General features: G+C 52.3%; 31 protein-coding genes and 1 pseudogene. 16 read left to right on the top strand and 16 right to left on the bottom strand.

Annotation, left to right across the window (positions count from 1 at the left end):
* Positions 1–22: 22 nt before the first annotated feature.
* From AC3WQH_RS00730 to AC3WQH_RS00705, 6 genes and pseudogenes are all read right to left on the bottom strand, one after another.
* Complete coding sequence (locus AC3WQH_RS00730) at positions 23–1069, bottom strand: vWA domain-containing protein (RefSeq protein ID WP_007786920.1); 1047 nt, start codon at positions 1067–1069, stop codon at positions 23–25.
* A 1-nt stretch (position 1070) separates the two neighbouring features.
* Positions 1071–1394, bottom strand: coding sequence for a hypothetical protein (locus AC3WQH_RS00725; protein WP_369750417.1), 324 nt, complete (start codon positions 1392–1394; stop codon positions 1071–1073).
* Positions 1370–1588, bottom strand: coding sequence for a hypothetical protein (locus tag AC3WQH_RS00720; RefSeq protein ID WP_373926230.1), 219 nt, complete (start codon positions 1586–1588; stop codon positions 1370–1372). Before AC3WQH_RS00720 ends, AC3WQH_RS00725 begins: the two co-directional genes overlap by 25 nt.
* An 87-nt stretch (positions 1589–1675) precedes the next feature.
* Positions 1676–1906, bottom strand: coding sequence for a hypothetical protein (locus tag AC3WQH_RS00715; protein ID WP_007786926.1), 231 nt, complete (start codon positions 1904–1906; stop codon positions 1676–1678).
* Positions 1902–2198: pseudogene (locus AC3WQH_RS00710) on the bottom strand (MFS transporter); the annotation flags it as partial. The pseudogene AC3WQH_RS00710 and the gene AC3WQH_RS00715, both read right to left, overlap by 5 nt.
* 2 nt (positions 2199–2200) lie before the next feature.
* Complete coding sequence (locus AC3WQH_RS00705) at positions 2201–2680, bottom strand: DUF6530 family protein (RefSeq protein ID WP_290426165.1); 480 nt, start codon at positions 2678–2680, stop codon at positions 2201–2203.
* Between the two features lie 272 nt (positions 2681–2952).
* Between AC3WQH_RS00705 and AC3WQH_RS00700 the strand changes: the two genes are divergently transcribed.
* Positions 2953–3309, top strand: a complete 357-nt coding sequence (locus AC3WQH_RS00700) for a GIY-YIG nuclease family protein (RefSeq protein ID WP_007786929.1) — start codon at positions 2953–2955, stop codon at positions 3307–3309.
* A 134-nt stretch (positions 3310–3443) separates the two neighbouring features.
* On the opposite strand, the gene AC3WQH_RS00695 is transcribed toward AC3WQH_RS00700, so the two are convergent.
* The 3 genes from AC3WQH_RS00695 to AC3WQH_RS00685 all read right to left on the bottom strand — a co-directional run bounded on the left by AC3WQH_RS00695 (position 3444) and on the right by AC3WQH_RS00685 (position 5779).
* Positions 3444–3869: a VOC family protein gene (locus AC3WQH_RS00695; RefSeq protein WP_005835652.1), complete on the bottom strand. Its 426-nt coding sequence runs from the start codon at positions 3867–3869 to the stop codon at positions 3444–3446.
* 158 nt (positions 3870–4027) lie between these two features.
* Complete coding sequence (locus AC3WQH_RS00690; RefSeq protein WP_310670459.1) at positions 4028–5257, bottom strand: multidrug effflux MFS transporter; 1230 nt, start codon at positions 5255–5257, stop codon at positions 4028–4030.
* A 51-nt stretch (positions 5258–5308) separates the two neighbouring features.
* Complete coding sequence (locus AC3WQH_RS00685; protein ID WP_005835655.1) at positions 5309–5779, bottom strand: MarR family winged helix-turn-helix transcriptional regulator; 471 nt, start codon at positions 5777–5779, stop codon at positions 5309–5311.
* A gap of 203 nt (positions 5780–5982) precedes the next feature.
* On the opposite strand from AC3WQH_RS00685, the gene infC reads away from it, so the two are divergent.
* The 7 genes from infC (at position 5983) to glnA (ending at position 13422) form a co-directional block, all read left to right on the top strand.
* A complete protein-coding gene (infC, locus tag AC3WQH_RS00680; RefSeq protein WP_005835657.1) occupies positions 5983–6474 on the top strand; it encodes a translation initiation factor IF-3 in 492 nt (163 codons plus the stop codon).
* Between the two features lie 147 nt (positions 6475–6621).
* Entirely contained in the window at positions 6622–7380 is a 759-nt protein-coding gene (locus AC3WQH_RS00675; protein WP_310670454.1) for a DUF4184 family protein, read from the top strand.
* Between the two features lie 173 nt (positions 7381–7553).
* Positions 7554–8513, top strand: coding sequence for an AAA family ATPase (locus tag AC3WQH_RS00670; RefSeq protein WP_290426163.1), 960 nt, complete (start codon positions 7554–7556; stop codon positions 8511–8513).
* Positions 8514–8742: 229 nt separating this feature from the next.
* A complete protein-coding gene (hflX, locus tag AC3WQH_RS00665; protein WP_005835661.1) occupies positions 8743–10035 on the top strand; it encodes a GTPase HflX in 1293 nt (430 codons plus the stop codon).
* Between the two features lie 8 nt (positions 10036–10043).
* Positions 10044–11321: a methionine gamma-lyase family protein gene (locus AC3WQH_RS00660; protein ID WP_007786938.1), complete on the top strand. Its 1278-nt coding sequence runs from the start codon at positions 10044–10046 to the stop codon at positions 11319–11321.
* Between the two features lie 321 nt (positions 11322–11642).
* Positions 11643–12053, top strand: a complete 411-nt coding sequence (locus AC3WQH_RS00655) for a MerR family transcriptional regulator (RefSeq protein ID WP_005835664.1) — start codon at positions 11643–11645, stop codon at positions 12051–12053.
* Between the two features lie 34 nt (positions 12054–12087).
* Entirely contained in the window at positions 12088–13422 is a 1335-nt protein-coding gene (gene glnA, locus AC3WQH_RS00650) for a type I glutamate--ammonia ligase (protein ID WP_005835665.1), read from the top strand.
* A gap of 278 nt (positions 13423–13700) precedes the next feature.
* On the opposite strand, the gene AC3WQH_RS00645 is transcribed toward glnA, so the two are convergent.
* Positions 13701–14039, bottom strand: a complete 339-nt coding sequence (locus AC3WQH_RS00645) for a hypothetical protein (protein ID WP_238504402.1) — start codon at positions 14037–14039, stop codon at positions 13701–13703.
* Between the two features lie 202 nt (positions 14040–14241).
* Here AC3WQH_RS00645 and AC3WQH_RS00640 point away from each other — a divergent pair, with 202 nt between their 5' ends.
* A complete protein-coding gene (locus AC3WQH_RS00640) occupies positions 14242–14637 on the top strand; it encodes a MerR family transcriptional regulator (RefSeq protein ID WP_005835668.1) in 396 nt (131 codons plus the stop codon).
* A gap of 18 nt (positions 14638–14655) precedes the next feature.
* Entirely contained in the window at positions 14656–15645 is a 990-nt protein-coding gene (locus AC3WQH_RS00635) for an arsenic resistance protein (protein WP_005835669.1), read from the top strand.
* 257 nt (positions 15646–15902) lie between these two features.
* Here the strand turns inward: AC3WQH_RS00635 and AC3WQH_RS00630 are convergent, their stop codons facing one another.
* Positions 15903–16094, bottom strand: a complete 192-nt coding sequence (locus tag AC3WQH_RS00630; protein ID WP_005835813.1) for a hypothetical protein — start codon at positions 16092–16094, stop codon at positions 15903–15905.
* 122 nt (positions 16095–16216) lie between these two features.
* Between AC3WQH_RS00630 and AC3WQH_RS00625 the strand changes: the two genes are divergently transcribed.
* Positions 16217–16690, top strand: coding sequence for a hypothetical protein (locus AC3WQH_RS00625; protein WP_007786948.1), 474 nt, complete (start codon positions 16217–16219; stop codon positions 16688–16690).
* Positions 16691–17304: 614 nt separating this feature from the next.
* On the opposite strand, the gene AC3WQH_RS00620 is transcribed toward AC3WQH_RS00625, so the two are convergent.
* From AC3WQH_RS00620 to AC3WQH_RS00610, 3 genes are all read right to left on the bottom strand, one after another.
* The gene (locus tag AC3WQH_RS00620; protein ID WP_492331873.1) at positions 17305–17943 is read right to left on the bottom strand and encodes a FusB/FusC family EF-G-binding protein; all 639 of its coding nucleotides are present in this window, start codon (positions 17941–17943) and stop codon (positions 17305–17307) included.
* Positions 17944–18114: 171 nt separating this feature from the next.
* On the bottom strand, positions 18115–18378 hold the full coding sequence (locus AC3WQH_RS00615) for a CD3324 family protein (protein ID WP_005835805.1): 264 nt from the start codon (positions 18376–18378) through the stop codon (positions 18115–18117).
* A gap of 342 nt (positions 18379–18720) precedes the next feature.
* On the bottom strand, positions 18721–19287 hold the full coding sequence (locus tag AC3WQH_RS00610) for a DUF4269 domain-containing protein (protein WP_007786952.1): 567 nt from the start codon (positions 19285–19287) through the stop codon (positions 18721–18723).
* Positions 19288–19414: 127 nt separating this feature from the next.
* On the opposite strand from AC3WQH_RS00610, the gene AC3WQH_RS00605 reads away from it, so the two are divergent.
* Positions 19415–19900 carry a DUF456 domain-containing protein gene (locus AC3WQH_RS00605; RefSeq protein WP_005835801.1) on the top strand — a complete coding sequence of 162 codons (486 nt, stop codon included), beginning with the start codon at positions 19415–19417 and terminating at the stop codon, positions 19898–19900.
* A gap of 61 nt (positions 19901–19961) precedes the next feature.
* Here AC3WQH_RS00605 and lexA read toward each other — a convergent pair whose 3' ends face one another.
* A complete protein-coding gene (gene lexA / locus AC3WQH_RS00600; protein ID WP_005835798.1) occupies positions 19962–20585 on the bottom strand; it encodes a transcriptional repressor LexA in 624 nt (207 codons plus the stop codon).
* 588 nt (positions 20586–21173) lie between these two features.
* On the opposite strand from lexA, the gene yneA reads away from it, so the two are divergent.
* From yneA to AC3WQH_RS00580, 4 genes are all read left to right on the top strand, one after another.
* Positions 21174–21515, top strand: coding sequence for a cell division suppressor protein YneA (yneA, locus tag AC3WQH_RS00595; RefSeq protein ID WP_005835797.1), 342 nt, complete (start codon positions 21174–21176; stop codon positions 21513–21515).
* Positions 21516–21607: 92 nt separating this feature from the next.
* Positions 21608–21805: a DUF896 domain-containing protein gene (locus AC3WQH_RS00590; RefSeq protein WP_005835795.1), complete on the top strand. Its 198-nt coding sequence runs from the start codon at positions 21608–21610 to the stop codon at positions 21803–21805.
* A gap of 99 nt (positions 21806–21904) precedes the next feature.
* Positions 21905–22270 (top strand): fluoride efflux transporter CrcB, encoded by a 366-nt coding sequence (gene crcB / locus AC3WQH_RS00585; protein WP_005835794.1) that lies wholly within the window; start codon positions 21905–21907, stop codon positions 22268–22270.
* A gap of 39 nt (positions 22271–22309) precedes the next feature.
* On the top strand, positions 22310–24550 hold the full coding sequence (locus tag AC3WQH_RS00580) for a UvrD-helicase domain-containing protein (protein ID WP_197186888.1): 2241 nt from the start codon (positions 22310–22312) through the stop codon (positions 24548–24550).
* Between the two features lie 73 nt (positions 24551–24623).
* Here the strand turns inward: AC3WQH_RS00580 and AC3WQH_RS00575 are convergent, their stop codons facing one another.
* The gene (locus AC3WQH_RS00575) at positions 24624–24926 is read right to left on the bottom strand and encodes a HesB/IscA family protein (protein ID WP_005835790.1); all 303 of its coding nucleotides are present in this window, start codon (positions 24924–24926) and stop codon (positions 24624–24626) included.
* Between the last annotated feature and the right edge of the window lie 53 nt (positions 24927–24979).

The raw sequence follows: 24979 nt of genomic DNA, 5'->3' as shown, positions 1-24979 counted from the left end.
CGGCAAACCTGTTTATGAAAAGCTACAGATAGCGGGCGATTATCCGCACAAGCTTGGCAGGGAACTCGTGAAGGTTGGTCATATCCAAAAAACGTTCCTTGCCGTAGATGCCGCTAATCACCTCCTTGTCCTGGCCGATTGCGGCGGCAAGAAAGGCAATTCCTTTCCGTTCGTATTCCTGGATCGTTTGCTTCATGTCGGCAACGGCATAGCTTCCGGTATAGTCGTCCATCGCTTTCGGCTGCCCGTCGCTGATGCTGATGAGCAGCTTGGTCTGCTGTCGGCAAGCGGCCAGCCGTTCCGCCATTATTCGCAGAGCCATTCCATCGCGATTATTGCTTCTGGCGCGAATTTGCATCAGTCGGAAACGGTCGCTCGCGTCCGGTTTGTCCAGGTCTACATAGGCGAAGATGGACATTTGCTTCAAGCGGGAAACATCCGCGGTATCGCCAAAGATCAAAACAGGAATCTGGCAGAGCTGGCAAAATTCATACACCGCGATGACGGCCCGCTTGGCTGCTTCCAATCGCCCGAAGGCAGACATGGAGGCGGATTCGTCTACCCGTAGGCCCACTACCAGCGAAGGGGATTCAGCGGGCGGGCGCTTTTTGGCAAAATATTTGTAATCCCTGTAAGCGACGCTGTCTGCCTGAAACTTGCTGCCATAGTAACGATTCCGCGAAAAGTCGGAAGCCAGCTCATGCTCCAGGTAGGGCAATGTTTTTCTGGCAAGCTGTTGCACGATCGGCATCAGTTCTTTGCTCAGACGGACGTATTCCTGTTGGTCCTCCTGATCGTAGTCCGGACGGTGCACAATCAGCTTTACTTTTTTATGGATGGAATCAGCAATGACTTCTCTTGCCGCTTGATTCAGCTTTTTACGGAAGTCGCGTTCCTTTTGTTTTTCATCCTCCTGCAAAGGCGCTGGATTGGCCTGATGATAGCGGGGAGCTCCCGAAGTGGAGGTTTTTGTATGGGCAAAATCATCTGCCATATAGGAAGAGCCGTTGTCGTCGCTGTCGGCTGATTTTTTCAGGGCGATTCCTTTTTCAGCCAAGCCGTTGTCCATGTCAAAAGCCGTGTCGTCTATTTCTCCCGAAGTCTTGATTTCGATAGCATCCGGAGATTCTCGTTTTTTTTAGCTCCAGAGAGACTGCTTCTAGGCTGGCGGATAATCCTTGCTGGATAAGTGCTTCTTCCAGAAGCCGAATTTCTTCCGAGTCGGTCGTTATTTTGTAAATGATCTTGTGGTAAAGCGATTGTTTTGCGGAAGCTCCGCTGGCGATGGCATCTGCCCAGTAGAAGAAGGAGCGCATTCCCGCCACGCCTTTGATCGCGTTAGCCCGTGCGGTTTTGTCCAAAAGCAGAATCACATCCGCCAATACGGCCAGCATCTTCTCGTCATGAAAACCGGGCTGCCATCCAGTTCCAGGGCAGAGTTTAACGTCATTAACACCGCAGCGTCACGAATAACGTTCGGTTCCTGAATTTCCAATAAATATCCCTTTTGATAGGCCCTGACGATTTCGGAAGGGTAAAAGCGGTACTCGACATTTTCCCCCACGGTTTTTTCCGCCGCAAGCTTCAACAAATGCTTCATTATCCGTCAACTGTCTGTCCGGTGACAAATGATAGAGACTGTTTTTCCGTCATTTTCTTTTCCTCCGAATCGTAGTTATGTGGTGCGATTCTCGCCCCTGCGCTTCTTCTCCACGACGAGGGGGAGCAGCAGAGCCGCACCGACGAAAATGAATCCTCCGCTTGCGGCATAGACCGCGCCAAGGGAGAACATCTCTTTGAGATAGCCGGACACGGACATACCGATGACCATCATCCCCATGAAAACAGGCGTGATCGTGCCCGATACGCGGCCGATCAAGGCGCCTTCCGTGTTGCGGACGAGCAATCCACCCGCCGTTCATCAGCACGAGCAGCACCGCACCCACGGACAGGGCAGACAGTAGATCGCTCCAGACCATCGTCCGCTTTGGCTGCCAGCGATCGGCAAAAGTTCCGCCAATCAGCCCAAACAAAAAGATCGGAGCGAACTCTGCGACCGAGATCAGCGATACGTAAACAGGATTGTTGTTCGTCCATTCGCTTACGAACAGCAGAACGGCAAAATTCCGGACCCAGATGCCCAACTGCAACAGCACGCGGGAAAGGATAATCGTTCGTACATAAGGATTCCTGAACAATGTCAATACCCCATATCTTTTAATAGTCTCGCTAATGCGCGCAGACGTTCGCCTATCAGTTCATCGTCTTCGCTCAACACGCGGCTGAATTGCTTGATATCGTCATGAAGCGTGTCATTGTCCGTGCAGATCGCCACGTTCAACGCATCGCCTTGCAGAGCAATCCTGTCGATAACGGGCTTTTGCGGGTCGTAAAAATGCTCGTATCTGTATGCCTCGCGAAAATGGTTCAACGTGCGGCAAACGAGCAGCGACAGATCGAGAATGCGATGGAGCGGGAGTTCCTCCGATTCCGTCGACCAGGCTTCGCCTGTGGATTTCCATGCTTTGGCAGCGATGGCGACTTTGCCGGTGTCGTTTTTCGCAGCCAAGCCAAGCGAAAGCGCTTTGACATCCGTATTTCTGGCAGAACGGCCGTCAACCCGATCGTAGTTTTCTGACACGACGACAGGCTTGTGTTGTGAAGTAGTTGGTAGTTTCATTTTCTTTCCCTCTTTCCTTTTCGAAATTACTGCAAAGTGTAGCGGAGATTTCATCGCGAAGCAACAGTTTTTTGTTAGGATTGACAAACATTTTTGTTTTGTGTTTATTATTATACAAACCAAACCGCAAAATGTTTGTTGTTTTTTTCTTCCCGGTTTCCTGGTCCGTCTCCTTTGTCGAGACGGAAGCCAGGCGAAGCTGATGTTCGAAAATCGCACAGGAAGTCGAATACAGGCTACAGGTGTAGCGGCGCGAAAAGAGAGGAGAAACTATGAAGCGAAAAGATGAACTGAAACAGACGTTTAAAGAAGCGAAGACAGAGGCAGGGGTGTATCAAATTAAAAACACCCGAAATCAAAAAGTGTGGATTTGCAGCACCCGCAATCTGAAAACGATGAACGGAAAGCTGTTCACGCTTAAACTCGGTTCCCATATGAACAAACAGCTTCAAAGCGAGTGGGACGAGTACGGAGAAGAGGCGTTCGTCTGCGAAGTGCTGGAGGTTTTGAAGAAGAAGGAAGAGGGATACTTTGACGAAAAGGAGGAGCTTGAGAAAATGGAGCAAAAATGGCTCGACAAGCTTCAGCCGTACGGAGAACGCGGATATCACCAGAAGAAAAAGCAGTAGCAGCAGGGGCGCGGTGCCTCCGTAGCTAACCGAGATTGCTCGCCAAAATAAACGAGGGCCAGTCTACACACGTTTTCGCGCGTTTCGACTGGCCCTCTGGTCTGGCCCTTTACAATCTACAAGCCAAGGAGCAGTTATTGCTTGTCTTCAGTAAAAATCTGGAAGGTGATACCGAACTTGTCGCGCACACTGCCATAGGCAGGGCTGAAAAATGTCTCTTGCAGAGGCATATGTACTTGCCCGTCCTCTTGGAGTGTGGCGAAGATGCGCTCCGCATCAGCTTTGTCCCCTATGGAAATGCAAATGGTCACCTGATCGCCTACTTGGTGAGGCTGTCCTGGGAACGTATCGGAAAGCATCAGATGGCTCTCGCCAATTTTGAGGGTGGCATGTCCCACGAGATTTTTCGCTTCCGCAGGCAAAGGGTACTCAGGGTTTTCCGGCATTTCGCCAAAGGTCTGCTTGTACAGCACTTCGGCACCCAGTGCTTGTTCGTAAAAGGCGATTGCTTCACTTGCTGTTCCGTTCAGGACGAGATAAGGGATCAAACGCAAAGTCATTGAGGAATCATCTCCTTGGGATATGGGCTTGTTTATGGAGGGAGCAAAAGCAGCGGCTTTTCCATATCCAGATTGTACTATAAAGAACGTTTGTTCGTAAATAGGGGGTTAAAAAACCGAGGACTGGCAAAGCGTCCTCGTCTGGCAGGAAAAGCTTTTTATGCCGCCGTCTTCCTGCGAATCATCAGGAGGTAGCAGAGGATGGCGCCGAGTGTAGCGAGCGCGATGACGATCCCCATCGGAACGGCTGTGCCTTCTCCGCCAATCCCGACCAACGGCGCGACGATTCCGCCGCTGATGAAGGAGAGCAGACCTTGCAGGGCAGAAGCGCTGCCTGCGGCCTTGCTCTGGTTTTGCATCGCCAGCGAAAAGCCTGTCGCACCGACGATCCCGACGCTCGATACGACGAAGAACAGCGGAACGAGGACAGCGACCAGCCCGGCCTGTAGCAAGATCATAGCGAGCAGGGCGACACCGCCGACTGCGGCCAGCGAGATGCCGGTGACGAACAGTTTCGTTTCCTTGACTTTTCCTGCGAGCCTTCCGGTAATTTGACTGGCAATAATAATTCCGAGCCCGTTCATGGCGAAAATCATGCTGAAGCCTTGCGGAGAGACGCCAAAAATTTTCTGGAAGACAAACGGCGAGCCTGCAATGTAGGCGAACATCGCGGCTGTGACCAAGCCTTGCGACAAGGCGTAGCCCATGAATACCCGGTCTTTCAGCAGTCCGCCAAACGTTTTCAGCGTGTTGCCAATCCCGGCTTTGGAGCGGCGATGGACGGGCAACGTCTCAGGCAGGCCAAGCACGACGACAAGCAGCATGATGGCACCGATCAGCCCGAGCGCGACAAAGACGCCGTGCCAGGTAGTAAATTCCAGCAGTTGACCGCCGACAATCGGCGCGGCAATCGGCGCGATCCCGTTGATGAGCATTAGCAGGGCAAAAAATTTGGTCAGCTCGGTCCCGGAATACAGGTCGCGAACAGTCGCGCGGGCGATGACAATCCCCGCCGAGCCGGCCAGCCCCTGAACAAAACGAAGAAAGACAAACGTGTAAATCGAAGGCGCAACCGCACATAAAAAAGAAGACAAGGCATACAAAATCAGTCCGATCAAAAGCGGCATTCTCCGCCCGCGCACGTCGCTGATCGGTCCGGCAAAAAGCTGGCCGACCGAAAGCCCGATCAGGCAAGCGGTGAGGCTGAGCTGGGCCATTGAGGTGCTCGTATGCAGGTCATCTGCGAGCAGCGGCAAAGCCGGCAAGTACATGTCCAGCGACAGCGGGCCGAATGCCGAGAGGGAGCCTAAAATGGTCGCGATCCACAAACGGCGCGACTTGCTGCCGGCAAGTGACGAGGAATCCAGTTCTTTGGCTACATGGTTCAAAGCAATGTTCAAACCTTTCTCTTGTGGAATGGGGAGAGCGACAACACCTGGCTACTCGTTTGGTTCAGCAGATGGCTCCGTATTTTCCAGGTAAAAGGTTTGCAGGTTGTTGTGCATTCTTTCCAACATGCCTTGCAAGACGATTTTTTCTTCGTCTGTAAAGCACTCGAAGCATTTCAGTTCGAGAATGCGCAGCGCTTCCTTGACGGCTTTTGTCGCCAGCCGCCCTTTGTCGGTGAGGAAAACCCGGGAGATGCGCTGGTCGCGCTCGTCGGCGCGCCGTTCAACCAGCCCGCATTTTTCCATGCGATTAATCATGACCGTAAGCGTTGCGGGTTTTACCTGGATACGTCGGGCCAGCTCCTTTTGCATCAAGCCGTCTGTTTTGGCGAGACGCATCAGGAGAATCGGCTGCCCTGGGTAGACGTCGTAGTTTTGAATGAGATATTCAACGTTTTTCTTATGAAGCTTCATCACATGGCCCATCGCATGTGTCAAAGCAGTAGAATAATCAAATTCCACCAAAGTACCCCCGTTTTGTTAGCTGGCTAACTAAAAATTAATGTAAATGACTCTCAATCCACAGTCAATACTGATCTATTATACAAAAACGGAGCACGTTCGTCATGAGGGAGTAAAAGAATGTTGTCTCCGAAGGAAGGAGAGAAAGTAGCGGTTGTAGAAACTAACCATTCCGAAACAGGAAAGGACAAGGTGACAACGCGATGATTTTGAATGAAAAAATAAAAGCGGCGGAAGTCAGCCTGACTGGCGTGAACGGAGAGGACCTCGGGATCGTCGACACGAAAGTCGCGCTGCAAATGGCGAAGGAGCAGGGCGTCGACCTCGTTTGCCTTTCGCTCGCCGCAAGCCCGCCGCCGTGCCAGTTGGTTGGCCGCACGAACTATAAAGAGCAGCTCAACCGCGAAAAGGCCAAGCAGCGCAAAGAGGAAAAAGGCAGAAAAGTAAAGGAGCTTCGCTTGAGCGCCTATATCGAAGAGCACGACTACGATACGAAAAAACGGCAAGCGGAAAAAATTCTCGCGGCAGGGGACGCGGTGCAATTGACCGTGCGCCTGGAGAAAAAAGAAAGCCAGGAAGCGAAAAAATTGATCGAGCAACTCGTAAAAGAGCTTGCGCATTGCGGCGTGCAGGAAAAAGGCATTCAAGTAAGCGGCAAGCAAGTGGTCGCTGTCCTGCTTCCGAAGGAGCAATAGCTGTACGGGAAGGCCCGGCTCGTAGTGACAGATGGTATTGTCGCTTCGGCCGGGCTTTTTTTCGCAAGTGTAGCCATTGGCTTGCTTGCCGCGTCTTTTTCTAATAGAAAAGACAAGCAACCACCAAACAGAAAAGCGAGTGATTTCATGCCGTTTACCTTTTCGCACCCGGCGATCGTCCTGCCGCTGCGCAGACTGGGCTGGGTATCCTTTCCGGCTCTCGTCTTTGGCAGCATGGCGCCGGATTTTGAATATTTTTTGCGCATGCAGCCGTACAGCGTCTACAGCCACACGCTGCTTGGCCTGTTTTGCGTTGATCTTCCGCTCGTGATCGTCCTGTATGTTTTGTACCGCTACATCGTCGAAAAAGGACTGCTCGCCGTCTTGCCGCTGTGGGCGGCAAAAGGCTTGGCGAGCGGGCGGCCGCAGACACGAAGCCGCAGGCGGACGTGGGTATCGCTGGTAGTGTTCGCTTACTCCGCGCTGCTCGGAAGCTACAGCCATATCGCCTGGGATGCTTTTACCCACGACGGAGGCAGCGTGGTCGAACGGTTCGCTTTTTTGCAACAGCGCATCCCGCTCCTTTTTCTCGACGTGCCTGTCTACAAGCTGCTACAGCACGGCAGCACGCTGCTGGGCGGGCTTGCCATCGCGTTTGTGCTCTGGCGCACCGGACGCAAGAACGATCACGTCGAGATCAAACAGGCCACGCTGTACGGAAAAGGGCTGTTCTGGCTAGGAGTGGCTGTAATCGGACTGGGCGTCGTCGTTTGGCATGCCTTTTTCGTGAAAGGGGTGTCTCCCCTGATTCATCCGTTGCAGCAGGTCGTTCCTTTTCTGTCCGGAAGCCTGCTCGGGATTTGTCTGCTTGCTCCGCTGGCGAATCGGCCAGGTTTGAAAAAATAGGGCAGGTTTGCCTAGCTTCTGAGTATATTAATGTATGGCTGAAAAAGCATGTATTCGCACTGGCCCAAACTGGATGACACTTTTGAACATAAAGCATGGCTGCGCATCTGTAAGGACTGACAGGCAGGGACGAACGAACGTTTAGAGTGATGCACAAAGGCAGGTGACCGAACATGAGACATTCGGAAAGCAGTCTCTCCATTGATCCCAGCTCTGCTTCCACCTCTTCCAACTCAAACAGGATTCAAGTCGTTTTCAAACGCAACGATTTATCCATCAAGAAGCCCGAAACGCTGCCCGAATACGTAAATGCATCCGCACCCAGCGAATTGGCCTCCTTGTTTGATGAGCTTGAAAATTTGATCGGTCTGCAAGAAGCGAAGAAGACCATGTATGAGATTTACGCGCTGATAAAAATCAACAAGGAACGGGAAAAGCATCACCTGAAAATTGAAAAGCAAGTGTTTCATATGGTGTTCAAAGGCAACCCGGGCACGGGCAAGACGACGGTTGCCCGTTTGTTCGGCAAAATGTTCCGCGAAATGGGCATCTTGAGCAAAGGCCATCTGATCGAAGTGGAGCGGGCCGATCTGGTCGGTGAATTTATCGGCCATACGGCGCAAAAAACGCGGGAACTGGTCAAAAAGGCACTCGGCGGCATTTTGTTTATCGACGAGGCGTATTCGTTGGCCAGAGGGGGCGAAAAAGACTTCGGCAAGGAGGCGGTTGACTGCCTGACGAAAGCGCTGGAAGACTCGAACAAAGATTTCATTTGTATTATTGCCGGGTACAACGACGAAATGGAGCAGTTTCTGGATCTGAACCCCGGCTTGCCTTCCCGTTTTCCGGTTCACATCAACTTTTCCGATTATAGTGTGGAAGAACTTTTGGACATCGCCACTCTGATGACCCGCGAAAAGGATTTTGAGCTGACGAGAGAAGCGAAAGAAAAAATCCGCCGTCTGCTGACCGGAATCGTGAATGACCCGTTCCAGCAAAATTTCAGCAACGCCCGGTTCGTGCGCAATTGCATCGAGAAAGCGATCCGGGTGCAGGCGGTCCGGCTGATGAAAGCAAACGAGCTGACGCGGGAAGAGCTGCAGCGGCTAAGAGCCGAGGACTTTCAAGTGTGACTTCTCTACGATCCATCCGATCCCTCCGCTGCGGGGGATTTTTTTACAGATAAGAATTCTAGAAGCTTCTTATCCAGTATAAGGGCAACTAAAGCTGCACCAAAGGCTTGGCGCAGCCAAGTTTTCTAACCCTGCGCTTTGTTCTGTAGCGAATAGGGGCGGGGTGCATCGCGACCGTAACGAAATGGGCAAAATGTGGTATGATAGGGAGAAGAAAGGGCGTGAATCGGTGAACGAACTTATCAAAACAAAAGAAACTGCGATCTTGGTCGGGTGCTACCTGGATGGCCGTGATGAGGAACGGACACGTCTCTCCATGGAAGAACTGCACGAGCTGGCTGAAACGGCTGGCGTCGAAGTGCTCGATGTCGTGACGCAAAACAGAGATCGAATCGACTCTGCCTGGTATTTGGGGACGGGCAAGATTGATGAAATTGCCGAAAAGGCGCATGAGCTGGATGTGGACGTCATCATTTTCAACGATGAGCTGTCCCCGAGTCAGACGCGCAATCTGGACAAAATTTTTGATTGCAAGGTCATTGACCGGACCCAGCTCATTCTCGATATTTTCGCGGGGCGAGCGCAGTCGCGCGAAGGGAAGATTCAGGTCGAGCTGGCCCAGTACAACTATTTGCTGCCGCGTCTTGCGGGCCAGGGCAAGCAGCTTTCCCGGCTCGGGGGCGGAATCGGGACGCGCGGTCCGGGTGAATCCAAGCTGGAAAGCGATCGCCGCCACATTCGCAAGCGGATCAGCGAGCTGAAGCAGCAGTTGGACGACACGGTCCGGACGAGACAGCTCCATCGGGAACGCCGCAAGAAAAACAACGTGTTCCAGATTGCGCTGGTCGGCTATACGAACGCGGGCAAGTCGACGCTCCTCAACCAGTTGACACAGGCCAACACGTTGCAGGAAGATAAGCTGTTTGCCACGCTGGACCCGACGACCCGCCAGCTCGTGCTGCCGAGCGGCCTGGAAGTGCTGCTGACGGATACAGTCGGCTTCATTCAAGATTTGCCGACGAGCCTTGTCGCCGCTTTTCGCTCCACACTGGAGGGCGTGAAGGAAGCCGACCTGATTTTGCATGTCGTCGACAGCCACCACCCGGATTTGCGCGTGCACATGGAAGTCGTGGACAAAATTTTGCGCGAGCTGAAAGCAGAAGAAATCCCGCAGCTCGTCGTATTCAACAAGGCGGACTTGCTGACCGAAGGCGCCTACCTGCCGCATGCAGACGAATCCATTCTCGTCTCTGCCATTCGCGAAGAAGATCAGCAACGGCTTTTGGCGAGGATCGAACAATTTGTGCTTTCCTCTTATAATGAAATGAAGTTGCGCGTCCCGGTCGAGCGCGGGGACATTTTGTCGCTCTTGCACCGCGAAGGCGTGGAGATGGAGCAGCAATTTAGCGAAGAGGAAGAATCGTACCTGGTCACCGTGCGCGTGAACCGGGACAATCCGATCTACGGCAAGATCGCTCCTTTTCTCCTGGACAAACCAGAGACTGTTGAAGAGAGTTGGTAAGATAGCAGATGTTTCAATACTTTTCCCACGGAGAAAAGCTTCGTCCGCTCGTACTGGAAGTAGAAGCGACGATCTCCGAAAGACATCGTCAAATTTCCGCGCTCGTGGACACCAATCAGTTGAAGGTGTTGCGGTCTTTTCAAAAGCATGAAGTAAACGAGTTTCACTTTTCACCGTCAACCGGCTACGGCTACGACGATTCCGGGCGGGCTACGCTGGAATCAATCTACGCAGACGTTTTTGGCGGAGAGGCGGCACTGGTTCGGCCGCACATTATATCCGGCACGCACGCGATTGCCATTTCCTTGTTCGGCATGTTGCGTCCTGGCGACGACTTGCTCTACATCACGGGCAAACCGTACGACACCTTGGAGGAGGTCGTGGGGGTGCGCGGTGAAGGGCAAGGCTCGCTGAAAGACTACGGCATCGGGTACAGCTTCGTGCCGCTGACGCCTGAGGGCGAGATTGATTTTCTCGCGGTAGCGCAAGCGATCACGCCGAATACAAAAGTAATCGGCATCCAGCGTTCGCGCGGCTACGCGGATCGTCCGTCCTTCACGATCGCCAAAATCCGGGAAATGATTCGCGCTGTCAAAGAAATGAAGCCGGATGTGATCGTCTTTGTCGACAACTGCTACGGCGAATTTACGGAAGAGCAGGAGCCGCTGCACGTGGGCGCGGACATCATGGCCGGCTCCCTGATTAAAAACCCGGGCGGCGGGCTGGTCAAAACGGGCGGCTACATCGTCGGCCGGGAGGACCTCGTCAAGCTCGCTTCGTACCGGATGGCAGCGCCAGGCATCGGTGCGGAGGGCGGAGCTTCGCTGTACTCGCTGCTGGAAATGTACCAAGGCTTTTTCCTGGCGCCGCACGTCGTCGGCGAAGCGCTCAAAGGCGCGGTGTTTTCATCGGCTCTCTTGGAGCGCCTCGGCTTTCAGACAAACCCGCTCTGGCACGAGCCGCGGACAGACTTGATTCAGTCTGTCGCCTTTGGCAGTGCCGAGCGACTGATTGCCTTTTGCCAAGGGATTCAAAAGGCAGCCCCGGTCGACTCACACGTGACGCCGTATCCGAGCGAAATGCCCGGCTACGCAGACCCGGTCATCATGGCTGCGGGGACGTTCATTCAAGGGGCGAGCATCGAGTTTTCCGCAGATGGCCCGATTCGTCCCCCGTACCTCGGCTTCGTGCAGGGCGGTTTGACGTATTCGCACGTCAAAGTGGGGATTTTAACGGCATTGAACGGCATGCTGGAAAAAGGCTTGCTCGACCTGCCTGAAAAGTAAACCGGGTACAAGCGACGGCGCGGTCATAGACGAGACGGCATTCTCTACGCAGGGGATGCCGTTTTTTTGCGGCTGACACGCCGGAGAGCGGGTAGCTCCCCGCAGGAAGCGCCGACTGGCGGAAAAAGCAAGCGGCTCAATGTCCTCATGAGGCGGTTTTAAGCGAAAGCGCCGGGGTTCGAGTGTCTGGCAGCGCGGGACAAACGTGGATTTTTACCAATGCGGGTCACTTTCTGCGTGATATTTTCTAACATCCGTTGACAGTGTTTATGCTTTTGCATAAAATAAGGCATAAGGATAACGATAGAGGAGGGACAAGTCATGAGTGATGACCTTCGCCGGAATATGGCCCTCTTTCCCATTGGGATCGTCATGAAGCTGACCGATCTCACTGCGAGACAGATTCGCTACTACGAGCAAAATGACCTGATTCAACCGGCTCGCACGGAAGGGAAGCAGCGGCTTTTCTCCTTCAATGATGTAGACCGACTGTTGGAGATCAAGGAACTGATCGAAAAAGGACTCAACATTGCCGGCATCAAGCAAGTGCTGAAGCTGCAAGAACCGGTCACCGAGCCGACGGAGATTACGCAAACGTCCGAAGGCAAGCGCAAGGACATGTCTGACAAGGAACTGCACCAGTTGCTCAGACAACAGATCATGTATCGCAATGCTGCCCGCCCAGGCGAGGACGCATTGATTCGTGGAGAGCTATCCCGCTTCTTCCACTGATATAAAGTTGTGAGAGAGACAGGAGGAGAGAAATGTGAGCAAGTACACAAGAGAAGACATTATGCGATTGGCCCAGGAAGAGGACGTGAGATACATCCGTCTGCAGTTTACTGACCTGCTGGGGATTATCAAAAACGTGGAGATTCCTCTGTCCCAACTGCCAAAAGCGTTGGACAACAAAATGATGTTTGACGGTTCTTCCATCGAAGGGTTTGTTCGTATCGAGGAATCGGATATGTATCTGGTACCGGACCTGGACACCTGGGTTGTATTCCCGTGGGGCAACGAGCATGGGAAAGTTGCACGTCTGATCTGTGATATCTATATGCCGGATGGCTCTCCGTTCGAGGGTGACCCTCGCTATATTTTGAAGCGCGCGTTGAAAGAAGCAGAAGAAATGGGCTTCTCTGCGTTCAACGTGGGACCAGAACCTGAATTCTTCCTGTTCAAGCTCAACGAAAAAGGCGATCCTACGCTCGATCTGAACGACCAAGGCGGCTACTTCGACTTCGCTCCGCTCGACACCGGCGAAAACTGCCGTCGCGACATCGTATTGACCCTGGAAAAAATGGGCTTTGAAATCGAAGCTTCCCACCACGAAGTAGCGCCAGGCCAACACGAAATCGACTTCAAATACGCGAACGCGCTGCAAGCAGCAGACCAGATTTTGACTTTCAAGCTGGTTGTAAAAACGATCGCGCAAAAACACGGCCTGCATGCAACCTTCATGCCAAAACCGCTCTACGGTGTGGCAGGCTCCGGTATGCACGCGAACCAATCCCTGTTCCGCGGCAACGAAAATGCGTTCTACGACGAGACAGACGAAATGGGCCTGAGCCAAACAGCGAAGCATTACCTCGCAGGTATTTTGCAGCACGCTCGCGGCTTCACAGCGATCACCAATCCGCTCGTGAACTCGTACAAACGTCTGGTACCTGGCTATGAAGCACCTTGCTACGTGGCATGGTCGGCGAAAAACCGCTCTCCATTGATCCGTATCCCAGCCTCCCGCGGCATGGGAACCCGTATCGAAGTGCGCAGCCCAGACCCGGCAACAAACCCGTACCTCGCTTTGGCTGTCATGCTGAAAGCCGGCCTGGACGGCATCAAAAACAAAGTGACTGTACCACCAGCGATCGACCGCAACATCTACGTGATGACCGAAGAAGAGCGCGAAGCAAACGGCATCGTCAACCTGCCAGCTACGCTCAAGGAAGCGATCGAGTGCCTGAAAGCCGATCCAGTAATCTGCGAAGCCCTGGGCGAGCACGCGCTGGTACACTTCATCGAAGCAAAAGAAATCGAGTGGGATATGTTCCGCACACGCGTCCACGACTGGGAGCGCGAGCAGTACATGAGCACTTACTAAAATGGAAAAATCCCCTTGCGCCTGCTGGTGCGAGGGGTTTTTGCTTTTGTGGGCAGCTTTCGAAATTCACGTCGATGTATTGCTTTTGCCCACAATTCGCCCACAAATTTTCTAGTTGTAGATTGTTAATATGTGTTTTTCAAATTTGTCCATCCTATCTGTTTTAATTTTTTGGAAATGTGGACGAACATATCCGGCAGGTTGGGATATCACACCAGCACCTGCAAACGGACCAGGCGAGACTGGGAAAGTATGCTCCACTAATCGTGGAGCTTTTTTTATTTGCATGTTATTCGTTTCATTTCCGCCTCCATTTCATTGCGTAAGAATGCTTTCGCTTCTTCGTTTCCGGTAAGCTCCAGCAAAATCGGGTTCTCTTCGCTGCTTGCAATGACCGTAAACGTTAAAAACGGGCAGCATTTTCGCTCCAGCCGCACCCATTCCTGCACAAGCCGTAACGTATCTTGATCCCCCGGAAATTGATACTGAACCCCTTTTTCAAGCTCCGCAATGCTAATCCTTCTCGAATCAAGCTCTTCCCAAATGCTTTTGTACTCCACTCGCTCCGCTTCCGTAAAGACTGTGTGGCAACAAGCGATAGGCATTTTTGGGCTCATTTTGTCTTCCCCTTTCACGTTTCAGCAAGAATGCCTGATTTTCTACAAGCTGAACGCCCAGAGCTACCGCACCACTGACTGGAAAAGCACAAGCACAGAGCGTATGCAACTAGCAACTGATTTCATTTACAGCACCTTCCGCAAAGAGATATAATCGAATCGTAAAACTTAAAGTTAACTTTAAGTCAAGGGGGGAGTTGTTATGTCTGGACTTAGCATTGGGCAACTTGCGGCAAGGGCAGGGGTAAACGCATCGACGCTGCGTTACTATGAATCCGTTGGCTTGCTTCCTGCTCCGGAACGTCAAAATGGGCAACGCCGGTACGATGAACAACTACTCGAACGTATCAGTTTTATCAAGATCGCGCAGCAAACAGGCTTTAGCATCCAGGAAATCGCGATTTTGCTAGAAGGTTTTGAAACCAGTGGACCACTGTCTGAGCGCTGGGAACAAATGGCGAAGCAGAAACGCTCCCAACTTGAGGAAAGAAAAAAACAGCTTGATTGGATGATACAAATATTAGACAGCGGGCTAAGCTGCAAATGCCTTACGTGGTTGGAATGCCTGAAAAAAATAGAAACTACGGGTTCGCGATAGGAAAGGGCTGGGCGAGAAATGATTTCAAGAGAACAATTAGAAAAGAATCAAGTGTGGCTTTATGCGTTCCTGCTCGTGATTGCTGCTGGATTCGGGTTGTTATGGCCAGAATCAGGCGAGAGCCTTGATCGTACGATTTCGTTCGTGCTTGCCATCTTGATGTATGGAATGTTTGCCCAAATCCCTTTTTTTCGTTTAAAAGAGGCACTCTCGAATCGAAAGTTTATGTATGCGCTCCTTCTCGTCAACTACATAGCCGTACCAGTCCTTGTCTGGGGGTTAACGCGGTTTCTTCCGGCCGATCCAGCAATCTTGTTAGGGGTATTTCTTGTTTTGCTTACCCCCTGCATTGACTATGTGATTGTCTTCACCCATCTTGGGCGTGGGAACGAGAAACTCGTGTTGGTTTCAACCCCGATCCTTTTTGTCACCCAAATGCTTTTTTTGCCCGTTTATCTATGGCTTTTTATGGGCGAGAAAGCAGCAGAAATCGTGAGTGTCGGGCCATTTCTCGAAGCGTTTTTCGGGCTTATTGTCGTCCCGCTGATTCTTGCTCTACTTACGCAATGGTGGTCAACAAGACAACCACGGGGAGAACGGTTTCTTGATGCGACAGCATGGCTGCCTGTGCCTTTTATGGCGCTAACGCTTTTTGTTGTCGTTGCCTCGCAAATTGCCAAACTGTATAGCTCTTTTGATTCGATCATCCAAGTGATTCCTGTCTATGCAGCATATATGGCGATTACACCGATTATTGCGCGGATTGTTTCCCATCTATTCCGTTTGGATACCGGAGCAGGGCGAGCTTTGATTTTTAGTGCAGGCACGCGTAACTCTCTGGTCGTTCTTCCGTTTGCACTGGCGCTGCCGGAACCGCTAAACGGAGTGGCGTCGGCAGTGATCGTGACGCAAACCATTGTAGAGCTGATTGGGGAGCTAGTATATATTCGGCTGGTTCCAAAGGTGCTTTTGCGAGGGGCGGAGGGAATTGCGGAGAAACAAAAGTGATTCGTTTACATAAATGAGTTAGTAGAACATTTTTTATTGGGGTTTTAACGAGGCTGATCCGCTCCTGCAACCAAGAGTGGGAGCGGATCAGAAGGAACTGGCGATTTCCTGCTTTCCGGACTAGCTAAAAAGAGAGAAAGCAGAAGCTACCATGAAAACAGCACTCAAGCTGCTTATAATGAAAATAGTCCCTCTTGTTCTTTTTTTGACCAGAACGGATTGAGCCAGGAGGGAATCCGAGCATTGTTGGCGAGGAACTATTTCTGGCGCTTTTTCACGAACAGCACAGCGCTGGCAGCGACGACGCCTGCGAGGTAAATAATTGCGTACGATATGGCGCGCAAATAAGACAACTCTGAAGGAGTTCCGTTATAAATGGCGGTAGTAGCCGAGACGAGGATGATGCCGATGACGTAAACGGCCAGCCCGATCAAAATGCTTTTTCCCATGTCAATCTCTCCTTTGTGGCCTAGCTAGTGAGAGCATAACATGAATAAGGATTATTTTCTATTTTTTGTAAAGGGTACAAAATCAAAAAGATAACATTGTTTCTTATAGGAAAGGAACCTTTATGAACCCGCAACTAAAACAACTCCTGCTCCACTTCGACGACGCAGCCGAATGGTATGCCCCGAAAGACTTCGATTACCGAAAAGAAATGCAGCAAGTAAAAATGGTAAAAGCCCGCTTGGAAGCTGAAACAGACAACCGTTTCGAACTGGACGACTGCGTACAGGACGCCTCGTTTTTCGCAGAGATGTACATCCTGGAAAAAAGCCAACACGATGCGAAAGCGAGCGGGGGAAGCTATGCGATGTGCTACGAGCTGGCGATCCGCTTTTCGGCCTTTGGACGGTTCGTGACGATCCTTGGTGCTTTTGACGAGACGGGAAAGCAACCAGACATGAACCGCATCATCGCCACGCTGCAGGAGAACGGCTACCGCTACATCCCCGCAGACGAGCTGAACACCTTGTACGATGGGAAAAATCAAGCGATGATCGGCGAATACACCTGGTGGAACCGATTTTTCGACTACTTGTAACAGCCGCATCCTTCTTTTGCCCGCCGCTTTGGACGAACCATTTTTGTCTAGCGGGGCTTAACCTATCCGATCCACGTACATTCAGTTCGCCCGGCATGCCGAAACAATCGTTATCTCGCTTCCGACCGGCCTATCTGGCTGTACCATGCTCAAGCCAATGGAAGCTGAGAGGGCAGTTCCCCCGCCTAAACAGCGAGTGGCGGAACAGTTTGGATGTACTCGCCACGCTGGCAAAATAAGAGAAACGCTAGCAACTCCCGTGAAAAAGATTAACCTCACCTAACTTTGGTCAGGAGACAGCAAATAGAGAAGCAAAGTATAGTAAAGGTACCCGAAAGGAAAATCCTCCCTTTCCGTTGATGGACGCCATTGTCGATGAAAATCGCCCTCCTGATGGCGTGGCCTTTGTGGAAGCTCCATTTCTCCGCGCAGTTTTCGCAAAGATAGCGGGCTTCATCAAAGATTCGGTCAAAAGAACGAATGCATCCTCTCGCCCGTTTGCCGTCAACTGCCCCTTGAGTTGCTTGAGGGGTATTTTTTATGAAAACGGCTCCTTGTTCGCTAAGCTTGAACAAGGAGCCGCCACTGTTTTTCGCGCATGATCGTGTTTCTGCTCATTTGACCATCGTAGCCAGAAAATCATGCAGTTTTTCCAGCGAACGAATATTTTGATTGCAAGTGACGCTGTCTTGACACAAGTAGTTTCCTTTTTTCAAATACGTGCCGTTGCCCGCCCCCCGCGCTTCCAGGACGAACATGCCGATGTCGGTAATTTTGTTGCAGATCGCACAAATCCCTTTTTTGGGCAGGGGAGTAAAAACGCCGTGAATGCCGATCAGCTTGTCAGGGTAGTAGGCGATCATGTACTTTTTGTCTGCCCCGCTGTCGAACCAGCTTACATACGACGTCTCGGCATACGGGATTTCCGCTGTCGCAGGCGGCTTGAGCTTCTTGACCTTCGGGAACATTTTTTTGATCGCTTGCTCGGTCAAAGCGGGAAAAGGGATGATATACGGCGAGAGCCGCAGCAAAAACTGTTTGGCTTCGTTCTTTTCCTTGATGGCTGCGAGTGGCGCAAGCAGTTGTTTTTGTTCCTCTGTCATGCCGGGGAAGAGCTGGAACACGGATTCCTGGGCGATTTCTTTGCGGGCCCGGATGACGTTAGGGTCTGTGCTGCTTGTGTATGCGTTCAACAAGGTTTGCACCTGTGCTTTGATGAAGTGATAGTGGTGGGGTGAAATAAATGGTTGCATCTTTCTGGTTCCTCCTTGCAGCGTACTCCGTCAGGCGTGAGGAGTTGTGATGGTGTTTGTACCTTCTACTGTAAAAGGAGCGGAGTGCGCTGCAAAGGGAAAGAACGATTGTAAAAAGAACTCGGCATAGGAAAAGCACTGACCGTCTCGTGGACGCGCCAGTGCTTTTGTCTATTTGGCATACACAATCTTTTTGATCGTTTCCGTCGAGAGAAAGTACTGCTCGGCCAGCTCCTGGATGGAGGCGCCTTCGCGAAAAGCGTTGCGGATCGCGCTGTTGCGTTCATCCAACTGTTTTCTGCCGCCGGTCCGGGTCCCCCATTTGTGATGGGCCGTCTTCGGTTTCGGAATGTAGATGATTTCTCCCTGCACGTACTTTTGGATTTCTGCGATCAAGGTTTCTGGCAGCATGCTGGCTGCATTCACATATTTCATTTCCGCTCGCTCCTTATTTTTAAAGTGAAAAATAAGGGGCAAAGCCAGGAAATAAGAAATGAGATACGTTAGAGAAGGCGATGAATTGTCTAAACGACTGTCCACCTCATGCAAAGTATCGCCTTATTCCCAGGCTTTGCATGAGACGCTGCAGTATCTGGCAAACCAATTCCATTCACCAACCACACACCCCCTCGTTCGCGTTTTCTCCCTGCGCGCCGCCAAGTGCCCGCGCAGTAGTTCCCATTATAAATCATCTGTCCGCCATTTGCACCGCGGCTCTGGCGATTTTTTCGCCACGCGCGCGCCGTCCGCCTATGCGACAAAGGAGCGGGGGACTCTTTACCTGGTCACAAGAGTGCGGAGCTGTTCTTCCGTCCACTTTTCCACATCCAGCAGCGCCTGGTATGGATCGTCTCCCGGAATGTTAAAATAGGAGGCAAAAGCAGGTTCGGTTTTCAGGCCGTCTTGCTTGAGCTGGCGGATGGCGCGGAGGGCGTCAGCGCCACCGAGCAGCAGCAAACGGTGCTCGACGACCATGTGCCGATACGCATTTTGCTGTTCGACCGGGCGCGGTTGGGCAAACAGCTCAAACCAGAAGCCGCAGGCAAAAAACGTAATCAGGCAGGTGGGCACGCCTTGCACGAGCAGACGAGCTTCCTTGTAGCCTTCATACGCCGCATACGAAGCGCGGACGACGTCGGCAAACTGCTCGAGGTGGTGGCACTCGCAAATAATGTCCAGATCGCTGTCCGCAATGTCGATGTCCAGAGGGATCGTACCTGCGAGCACGGGATCGAACGCTTGCAGCCGCTGCATGACCGCGGATTGGGCGATGGCCTGGCCCGCAGCTTTTTGTTTCGGTGTCCCGTTGTGCAAATAAGAGAGGTCGCGCCAGTTTCGCGTCATAGTAACCCTCCGCTTTCGTTAAAATAGGCAGGTACTCCTCGCAGACGGCCTCACGGATTCGCAAAAGAAGAGTGCAACTTCAATCGGCTTTTTCTCGTATTACCTATGTGAGAGGAGTGCATAGAGAATGGATATTGTTCTTTGGATTATCGTGTTGGTGCTTTTCGCGCTAAGTATCGCCGGTATATTTTTGCCAGTACTACCCGATACGATTTTACTGTGGGCAGGCTTTTTGCTCTACCACTTTTTCATAGCCGATCCGGGAGCGGGGTTGCCAGCGTCTTTCTGGTGGGGGATGGTGGTGCTCAGTATTTTGCTGTACGGTGCGGATTTGTTGACCAACATGTTTTTCGTGAAAAAGTACGGCGGCTCCAAATGGTCTTCGGTGGCTGCGGCCGTAGGGATTGTTCTCGGAATCTTCGTGTTCCCGCCGTTCGGGATGCTGATTATGCCGTTCGTGCTCGTGGTGCTGGTGGAGTTGCTCGTGCAAAAGCAGCCGATAGAGAAAGCGGTAAAGGCAGGCTTTGGCTCGCTGATCGGCTTTTTGGGAAGCGCAGTTGTCAAAGTCGTGTTGCAGGTGAGCATGATCGTCTGGTTTTTCCTTGCCAGATAAATATAATGATAGAGACGAAAAAGGACAGCGGAGGCTGTCCTTTTTTCATGCGCTGGAACGATTAGTGGATGAGGCGATAGACGCCAATGACTTTTCCGAGAATGGTGACGTTGTCCAAAATGATCGGTTCCATCGTCGCGTTTTCCGGCTGGAGGCGGAAGTGGTTCTTCTCTTTGAAAAAGCGCTTGACGGTCGCTTCGTCTTCTTCTGTCATGGCGACGACGATATCGCCGTTGTTGGCGACGTGCTGCTGGCGCACGATTACGTAGTCGCCGTCCAGGATACCGGCGTCGATCATGCTGTTCCCGGAAATCCGCAGCATGTACACCTTGTCTGAAGTCACGATATTTTCTGGAAGCGGGAAGTACTCTTCGACGTCCTCAATCGCGGTAATCGGCTGCCCGGCGGTTACTTTCCCGATGACGGGAACGCGAACGACAGAGTCCTCGAAGTTGTCCTGGAAGCGGTCTTCCTCAGACAGCAGTTCGATGGCGCGAGGCTTGGTAGGGTCGCGGCGGATCAGCCCTTTCTTTTCCAAGCGCGCCAGATGACCGTGCACAGTAGAGCTGGAGGCAAGTCCGACAGCTTCGCCGATTTCGCGGACGGATGGAGGATAGCCTTTGTCCCGGACTTCCTTGCGAATAAATTCGATTATGGCTTGTTGTCTGCTGGATAATTTTGACATAGAGAGACACCCCTGATTTCTCGAACATGTTTTCCTATATTATACCATGGGAGCTTGCGTTCGACAAACATAAGTTCGATTTTGATGCGAACAGGAATTTTTGACAGGGTAAATGCATTTGATTCGACAGCATCGGCCAAATCTCGAAAAAAGCGCGGGCGGGCGGCCGGAGCCGTAAGTTGCAGCCGTTCCATTGTAATAGAGCCGGGCTAACTCCAAGTCGGCAAACAGTTCCATCGTCGCGGAGCCGGGCTTACGTCGAGCCACAAGCCGCTCCACTGTCGCAGAGTCGAGCTCACGTCAAACCGCCAGCCGCTCCAGTACCGAAGAGCCGAGCTTACGCCAAGCCACAAACCGCACCAACGCGGCACACTTGGACTTCTGTTCAGGCAGCAAGCAACCAGCTAGAAACGAGCTAAATCCACCCCAATAGAGTCGCCCGGCAGCGTCATCCGAAGCAAAAACGGCTGCGCACAGCAGCTCCGCGCGAATTTGCGAGACGGCGGTTTTTGTATTGACATGAACATATGTTCTCATTTATGATAGGGATACGAACTTATAGAACGTATGTTTGCAGGGGGTCATATTATGAATGCCATGTCTATCCATAACCGTTTCGAGAAAAAGCAGCCTCGCCGCGTCCGTTTGGGCATCACGAGAGGACAAGCTATTTTGTTTTTGCTGACGTTCTCTCTCTTTTTTTACTTGCTTACCGAACTGGTGTTTGCCTCTTCTGCGCATAAAGAGCCGTTAAAAGGAAAAGAAGTGACCGTTCGCTCCGGCGACAGTCTTTGGACGATTGCTGTGCGCCATCATCATTCGGAAAAGGTGGATGTGCGCGATCTGATTTTCGATATCAAAATGGCGAACAACCTCGACAGCAATCTCATTTATCCGGGGCAGACCTTGTTCATCCCGGAAACGGACTGATTCGAGCACTTGCCCGCCATCCGCTCTCTTGCCAGTTCCGACTGATATGATATAATAAAGCGGCATTACTACAGAGTGGGAGGAACCGGAACGTGGTATCTGACGCGGAAATTAAACGAATCAACGAACTGGTCAAGAAATCTCGCGAGGTTGGCTTGACTGACGAGGAGAAGCAGGAGCAAAAAGCTCTGCGCCAAAAGTACATCGATGCGGTCAAGATGTCGCTTCGAGCGAATCTGGATTCCATCCGCTATGTGGAAGATCTTGAGGAAAATCGTCCAAAACAGTAAACTTACTTGTATTGATACGGCAGACATCCTTGCTTGACGCTCGGGTGTCTTTTTGTTCCTGACGACTTCTGCCAGTTTTGCAATTGAGGAGGGGGACCAATGGCATGGGTGGCTGTAGCGGTTGGGGGAGCAGTCGGCTCGTTGCTTCGTTATGTGCTGGCGCTGGTTGCCAATCAGCCGGGCTGGCCTGTAGGCACGTGGCTGGCGAACATCATTGGCTCGTTTGCCATCGGCGTTTTGTTTGTGATCGGCAAGGAGCGGGGAGGCTTCTCGCCTGAGCTGTATCTTTTGTTTACGACAGGTATTATGGGCGGATTCACGACGTTTTCCACATTTTCGCTGGAAGTGGTTTCGTTCTGGGGAGAGGGACAATGGCTGCGCGGGCTCGTTTACGCCCTGCTCAGTATCGTGGTCGGCCTGCTCTCTTGTGCCGCGGGAATCTGGCTTGCCAGACAAATGCAATAACGACCATCACATTGATAAAAGACGAGAGGGGGGATGGGTGTGAGTACCCAACACCGCGATTACGAGGCAGAACAAAACAAGCTGGATGAGACGATTGCATTGATCGATGGGGAGATCGCTCGGCTGCGCGAAGAGATTCGGGAAGCGACCGACGATTACGTCAAGCAGGTCGTGAACGCAAGCAAGGCAAAAGACCTGCGTTATTTGGAGGATCACGGACGCGACAAGCCGTACTTTGGCCGAGTCGATTTTCTCAAGGACGAGGTTTACGAGCTTGACCAGGTGTACATCGGAAAAAGAGGGATCGTCCGCAGCGATACGTTTGATTCGATCGTCGTGGATTGGCGAGCGCCCATTGCCAGTCTCTATTATTCCGGAGAGAGCAAGGATGCGTTTTACCGGATGGGGCGCGAGATCGTGCGCGGCGAGGTGAGATTGAAGCGCAACTTCGCAATTGAGGACGGAAAAATCGTCGGGATTTACGATGGCGCTGTAAAAGAGACGATCAACCGCGAGATGGGGCACCCGGACGAGTTTTTGCAGGAAGGCTTCATCGACGAATTTTTGAACGCCAATCTGAACTTGACGAATGACAGCCGCTTAAAAGATATCGTCGCGACGATCCAGTCGGAGCAAAATGACATCATTCGCGCGGAAAAAGATCGGCCGATCGTCGTGCAAGGGGTTGCGGGCAGCGGAAAGACGACGATTGCGCTGCATCGGCTGTCGTACCTGATTTACAACTACCAGGATACGATGATGTCGAAAAAATTTATGGTGTTCGCCCCGAACCGGATGTTTCTGACGTACATATCAGAGGTGCTACCCGAGCTTGGCGTCGACGATGTTCAGCAATCGACGTTTGTAGACTGGGCGGCGCGGCTCGTGAAGCCGCTCATGCCCAAAGGCTGGCGGATCGTGAGCCCGGACAAACCGCTGCAGTTGTTTTTTGAAGAAGGGCAGGACGAGCGGGAGCAGGAAATCACCCGCCATCGGCTGCGTTTCAAAGGCTCGCTGGCGTGCCGGGAAGCCATGGAAGAGTACATACGCTACGTGATCGAGACGAGAATCCCGTTCAAAAAACTGAGTTTTCTTTACAACAAGACGAAGCAAGTGTTCTCCATCCCGGGCGAGACGATCCGGCAGTTTTTTCTGGAGCAGTTCGGGTCCTTGCCGTACCATCGACGCGTCGATGCGCTGCGCAAGCATTTGAAGCAAGAGATGAACAAGCAACTATTTTCGCATTTGCGCGAGCGAAAAGTCGACCTCGACAAGCAAGGGCTGGCCAAGTTTGAAAAAATGCTGGAGCAAATTTTGGATACGTACCTCGTCTCCTTCCCGCGGCTGGACATTTTCGAGTCGTACCGCGAGCTGATCGCAGAGGAGGAGCTGTTGCGCAAGCTTGTCCCTGCGGACATTTCCGACGAAGTGGTCCGCGATGTGAGCCGGTCTTCTGCGGCGCTGTTTGCCCAGGAGCGGCTGGAAGCGGAGGATATCGCGCCGCTGTTGTATTTGCAGCATATCATCGAAGGGATGAACAAGGCCGGGCATTTCGACCATACCGTCGTGGATGAAGCGCAAGACTTGAGCGCGTTGGAGATTGCCGTGATTGCGCTCGCGACGAAGCGCCACTCGCTGACGATTGTCGGCGACATCGCCCAAGGCATTCACAGCTACCGCGGCATTCACGCGTGGGAGGAGCTGACCCAGGGTATTTTCGAACAGCTTCGTCCCGCCTACTACACGCTGGCGCAAAGCTATCGCTCGACAGTTGAGATCATGCTGTGCGCCAACGAAGTGCTGCGGCAGATTGAGCTGCCGGAAGCCGTCTTGGCGAAGCCCGTCTTGCGCCATGGCGAAAAGCCAATCATGGTCGAGGCCGATTCGCGCGCCAAGCTGTGGACGGAAGTCAGCTCCCGGGTGGCCGCTCTGCAAAAGGAAGGGTTGCAAACGATCGCGATCGTCACCAAGACGATTCAGGCGAGCAAAAAGGCGCACAAGGCGCTTGCAAAGAGCATTGCCGATTTGACGCTGCTCGGCAGCAAAGACAACCAGTTTCCGGGCGGCGTAACCGTGATGCCTGCCTATTTGACAAAAGGCTTGCAGTTTGACGCGGTCATCGTGGTCGATGTGGATGCGTATCAAAACAACGAGTGGGACGCGAAGCTGCTCTACGTGGCGATGACCAGGCCGGTGCATCGCCTCGTGCTGACGAAGATGGCAGGGGAGCAGGCGCCACTGCTGGCTGAGCTTTCGCCCGAGCTGTACACGCAGGCTTGAACGTGGCAAATAGTAAAAACCCCTCTGGCTGAATAAGCAGCAGAGGGGTTTTTGCGTGTGTGGCTCAAAGCGATTAATGGTCGCCTGTGTTTCCTTTGGACGGGTTGGTGATGACGAAGCCTTCTTGCGGCAGATACAGGTAGTCGACGATGATGCCGTCCAGAAGCGGCTCGTCTTTTTTCACGACAACGTCGATTTCCTTGTCAGTGGAGACTACTTCATCCTCTTCGGTCGGTTTGTCCAGCGCCAGGCCGTAGTGTGCATGATCGCCGTGCGCGTGAGTGATATAGACACGCAGCTTCAGGTCTTTGTCTTCTTCCTGCTCCATGATCGTGGTCAGTTGCTTCGCTGCATTGCGAGTGATCTTTACCTTCATCGGTCAAGTCTCCTAACTGTATGTATGTGAGTTTCTTCTCCATCTTAGCAAAG

The organism is Brevibacillus sp. FW301-21C12A, from assembly GCF_058788915.1.
The sequence above is the reverse complement of the archived record's forward strand: the minus strand, read 5'-3'. Positions and strand labels throughout refer to the sequence as shown.

Bases quoted from the DNA above. Each gene is read 5' to 3' on its own strand.
- AC3WQH_RS00700 (WP_007786929.1), top strand. From the start codon at position 2,953: ATGAAGCGAAAAGATGAACTGAAACAGACGTTTAAAGAAGCGAAGACA.
- AC3WQH_RS00660 (WP_007786938.1), top strand. From the start codon at position 10,044: ATGTTTCAATACTTTTCCCACGGAGAAAAGCTTCGTCCGCTCGTACTG.
- AC3WQH_RS00655 (WP_005835664.1), top strand. From the start codon at position 11,643: ATGAGTGATGACCTTCGCCGGAATATGGCCCTCTTTCCCATTGGGATC.
- AC3WQH_RS00675 (WP_310670454.1), top strand. From the start codon at position 6,622: ATGCCGTTTACCTTTTCGCACCCGGCGATCGTCCTGCCGCTGCGCAGA.
- AC3WQH_RS00605 (WP_005835801.1), top strand. From the start codon at position 19,415: ATGGATATTGTTCTTTGGATTATCGTGTTGGTGCTTTTCGCGCTAAGT.
- AC3WQH_RS00635 (WP_005835669.1), top strand. From the start codon at position 14,656: ATGATTTCAAGAGAACAATTAGAAAAGAATCAAGTGTGGCTTTATGCG.
- AC3WQH_RS00620 (WP_492331873.1), bottom strand. From the start codon at position 17,943: ATGCAACCATTTATTTCACCCCACCACTATCACTTCATCAAAGCACAG.
- lexA (WP_005835798.1), bottom strand. From the start codon at position 20,585: ATGTCAAAATTATCCAGCAGACAACAAGCCATAATCGAATTTATTCGC.
- AC3WQH_RS00625 (WP_007786948.1), top strand. From the start codon at position 16,217: ATGAACCCGCAACTAAAACAACTCCTGCTCCACTTCGACGACGCAGCC.
- crcB (WP_005835794.1), top strand. From the start codon at position 21,905: ATGGCATGGGTGGCTGTAGCGGTTGGGGGAGCAGTCGGCTCGTTGCTT.
- AC3WQH_RS00705 (WP_290426165.1), bottom strand. From the start codon at position 2,680: ATGAAACTACCAACTACTTCACAACACAAGCCTGTCGTCGTGTCAGAA.
- AC3WQH_RS00640 (WP_005835668.1), top strand. From the start codon at position 14,242: ATGTCTGGACTTAGCATTGGGCAACTTGCGGCAAGGGCAGGGGTAAAC.
- AC3WQH_RS00630 (WP_005835813.1), bottom strand. From the start codon at position 16,094: ATGGGAAAAAGCATTTTGATCGGGCTGGCCGTTTACGTCATCGGCATC.
- AC3WQH_RS00575 (WP_005835790.1), bottom strand. From the start codon at position 24,926: ATGAAGGTAAAGATCACTCGCAATGCAGCGAAGCAACTGACCACGATC.
- AC3WQH_RS00670 (WP_290426163.1), top strand. From the start codon at position 7,554: ATGAGACATTCGGAAAGCAGTCTCTCCATTGATCCCAGCTCTGCTTCC.
- yneA (WP_005835797.1), top strand. From the start codon at position 21,174: ATGAATGCCATGTCTATCCATAACCGTTTCGAGAAAAAGCAGCCTCGC.
- AC3WQH_RS00645 (WP_238504402.1), bottom strand. From the start codon at position 14,039: ATGAGCCCAAAAATGCCTATCGCTTGTTGCCACACAGTCTTTACGGAA.
- AC3WQH_RS00725 (WP_369750417.1), bottom strand. From the start codon at position 1,394: ATGCTGGCCGTATTGGCGGATGTGATTCTGCTTTTGGACAAAACCGCA.
- infC (WP_005835657.1), top strand. From the start codon at position 5,983: ATGATTTTGAATGAAAAAATAAAAGCGGCGGAAGTCAGCCTGACTGGC.
- AC3WQH_RS00730 (WP_007786920.1), bottom strand. From the start codon at position 1,069: ATGGACAACGGCTTGGCTGAAAAAGGAATCGCCCTGAAAAAATCAGCC.
- AC3WQH_RS00610 (WP_007786952.1), bottom strand. From the start codon at position 19,287: ATGACGCGAAACTGGCGCGACCTCTCTTATTTGCACAACGGGACACCG.
- AC3WQH_RS00695 (WP_005835652.1), bottom strand. From the start codon at position 3,869: ATGACTTTGCGTTTGATCCCTTATCTCGTCCTGAACGGAACAGCAAGT.
- AC3WQH_RS00615 (WP_005835805.1), bottom strand. From the start codon at position 18,378: ATGAAATATGTGAATGCAGCCAGCATGCTGCCAGAAACCTTGATCGCA.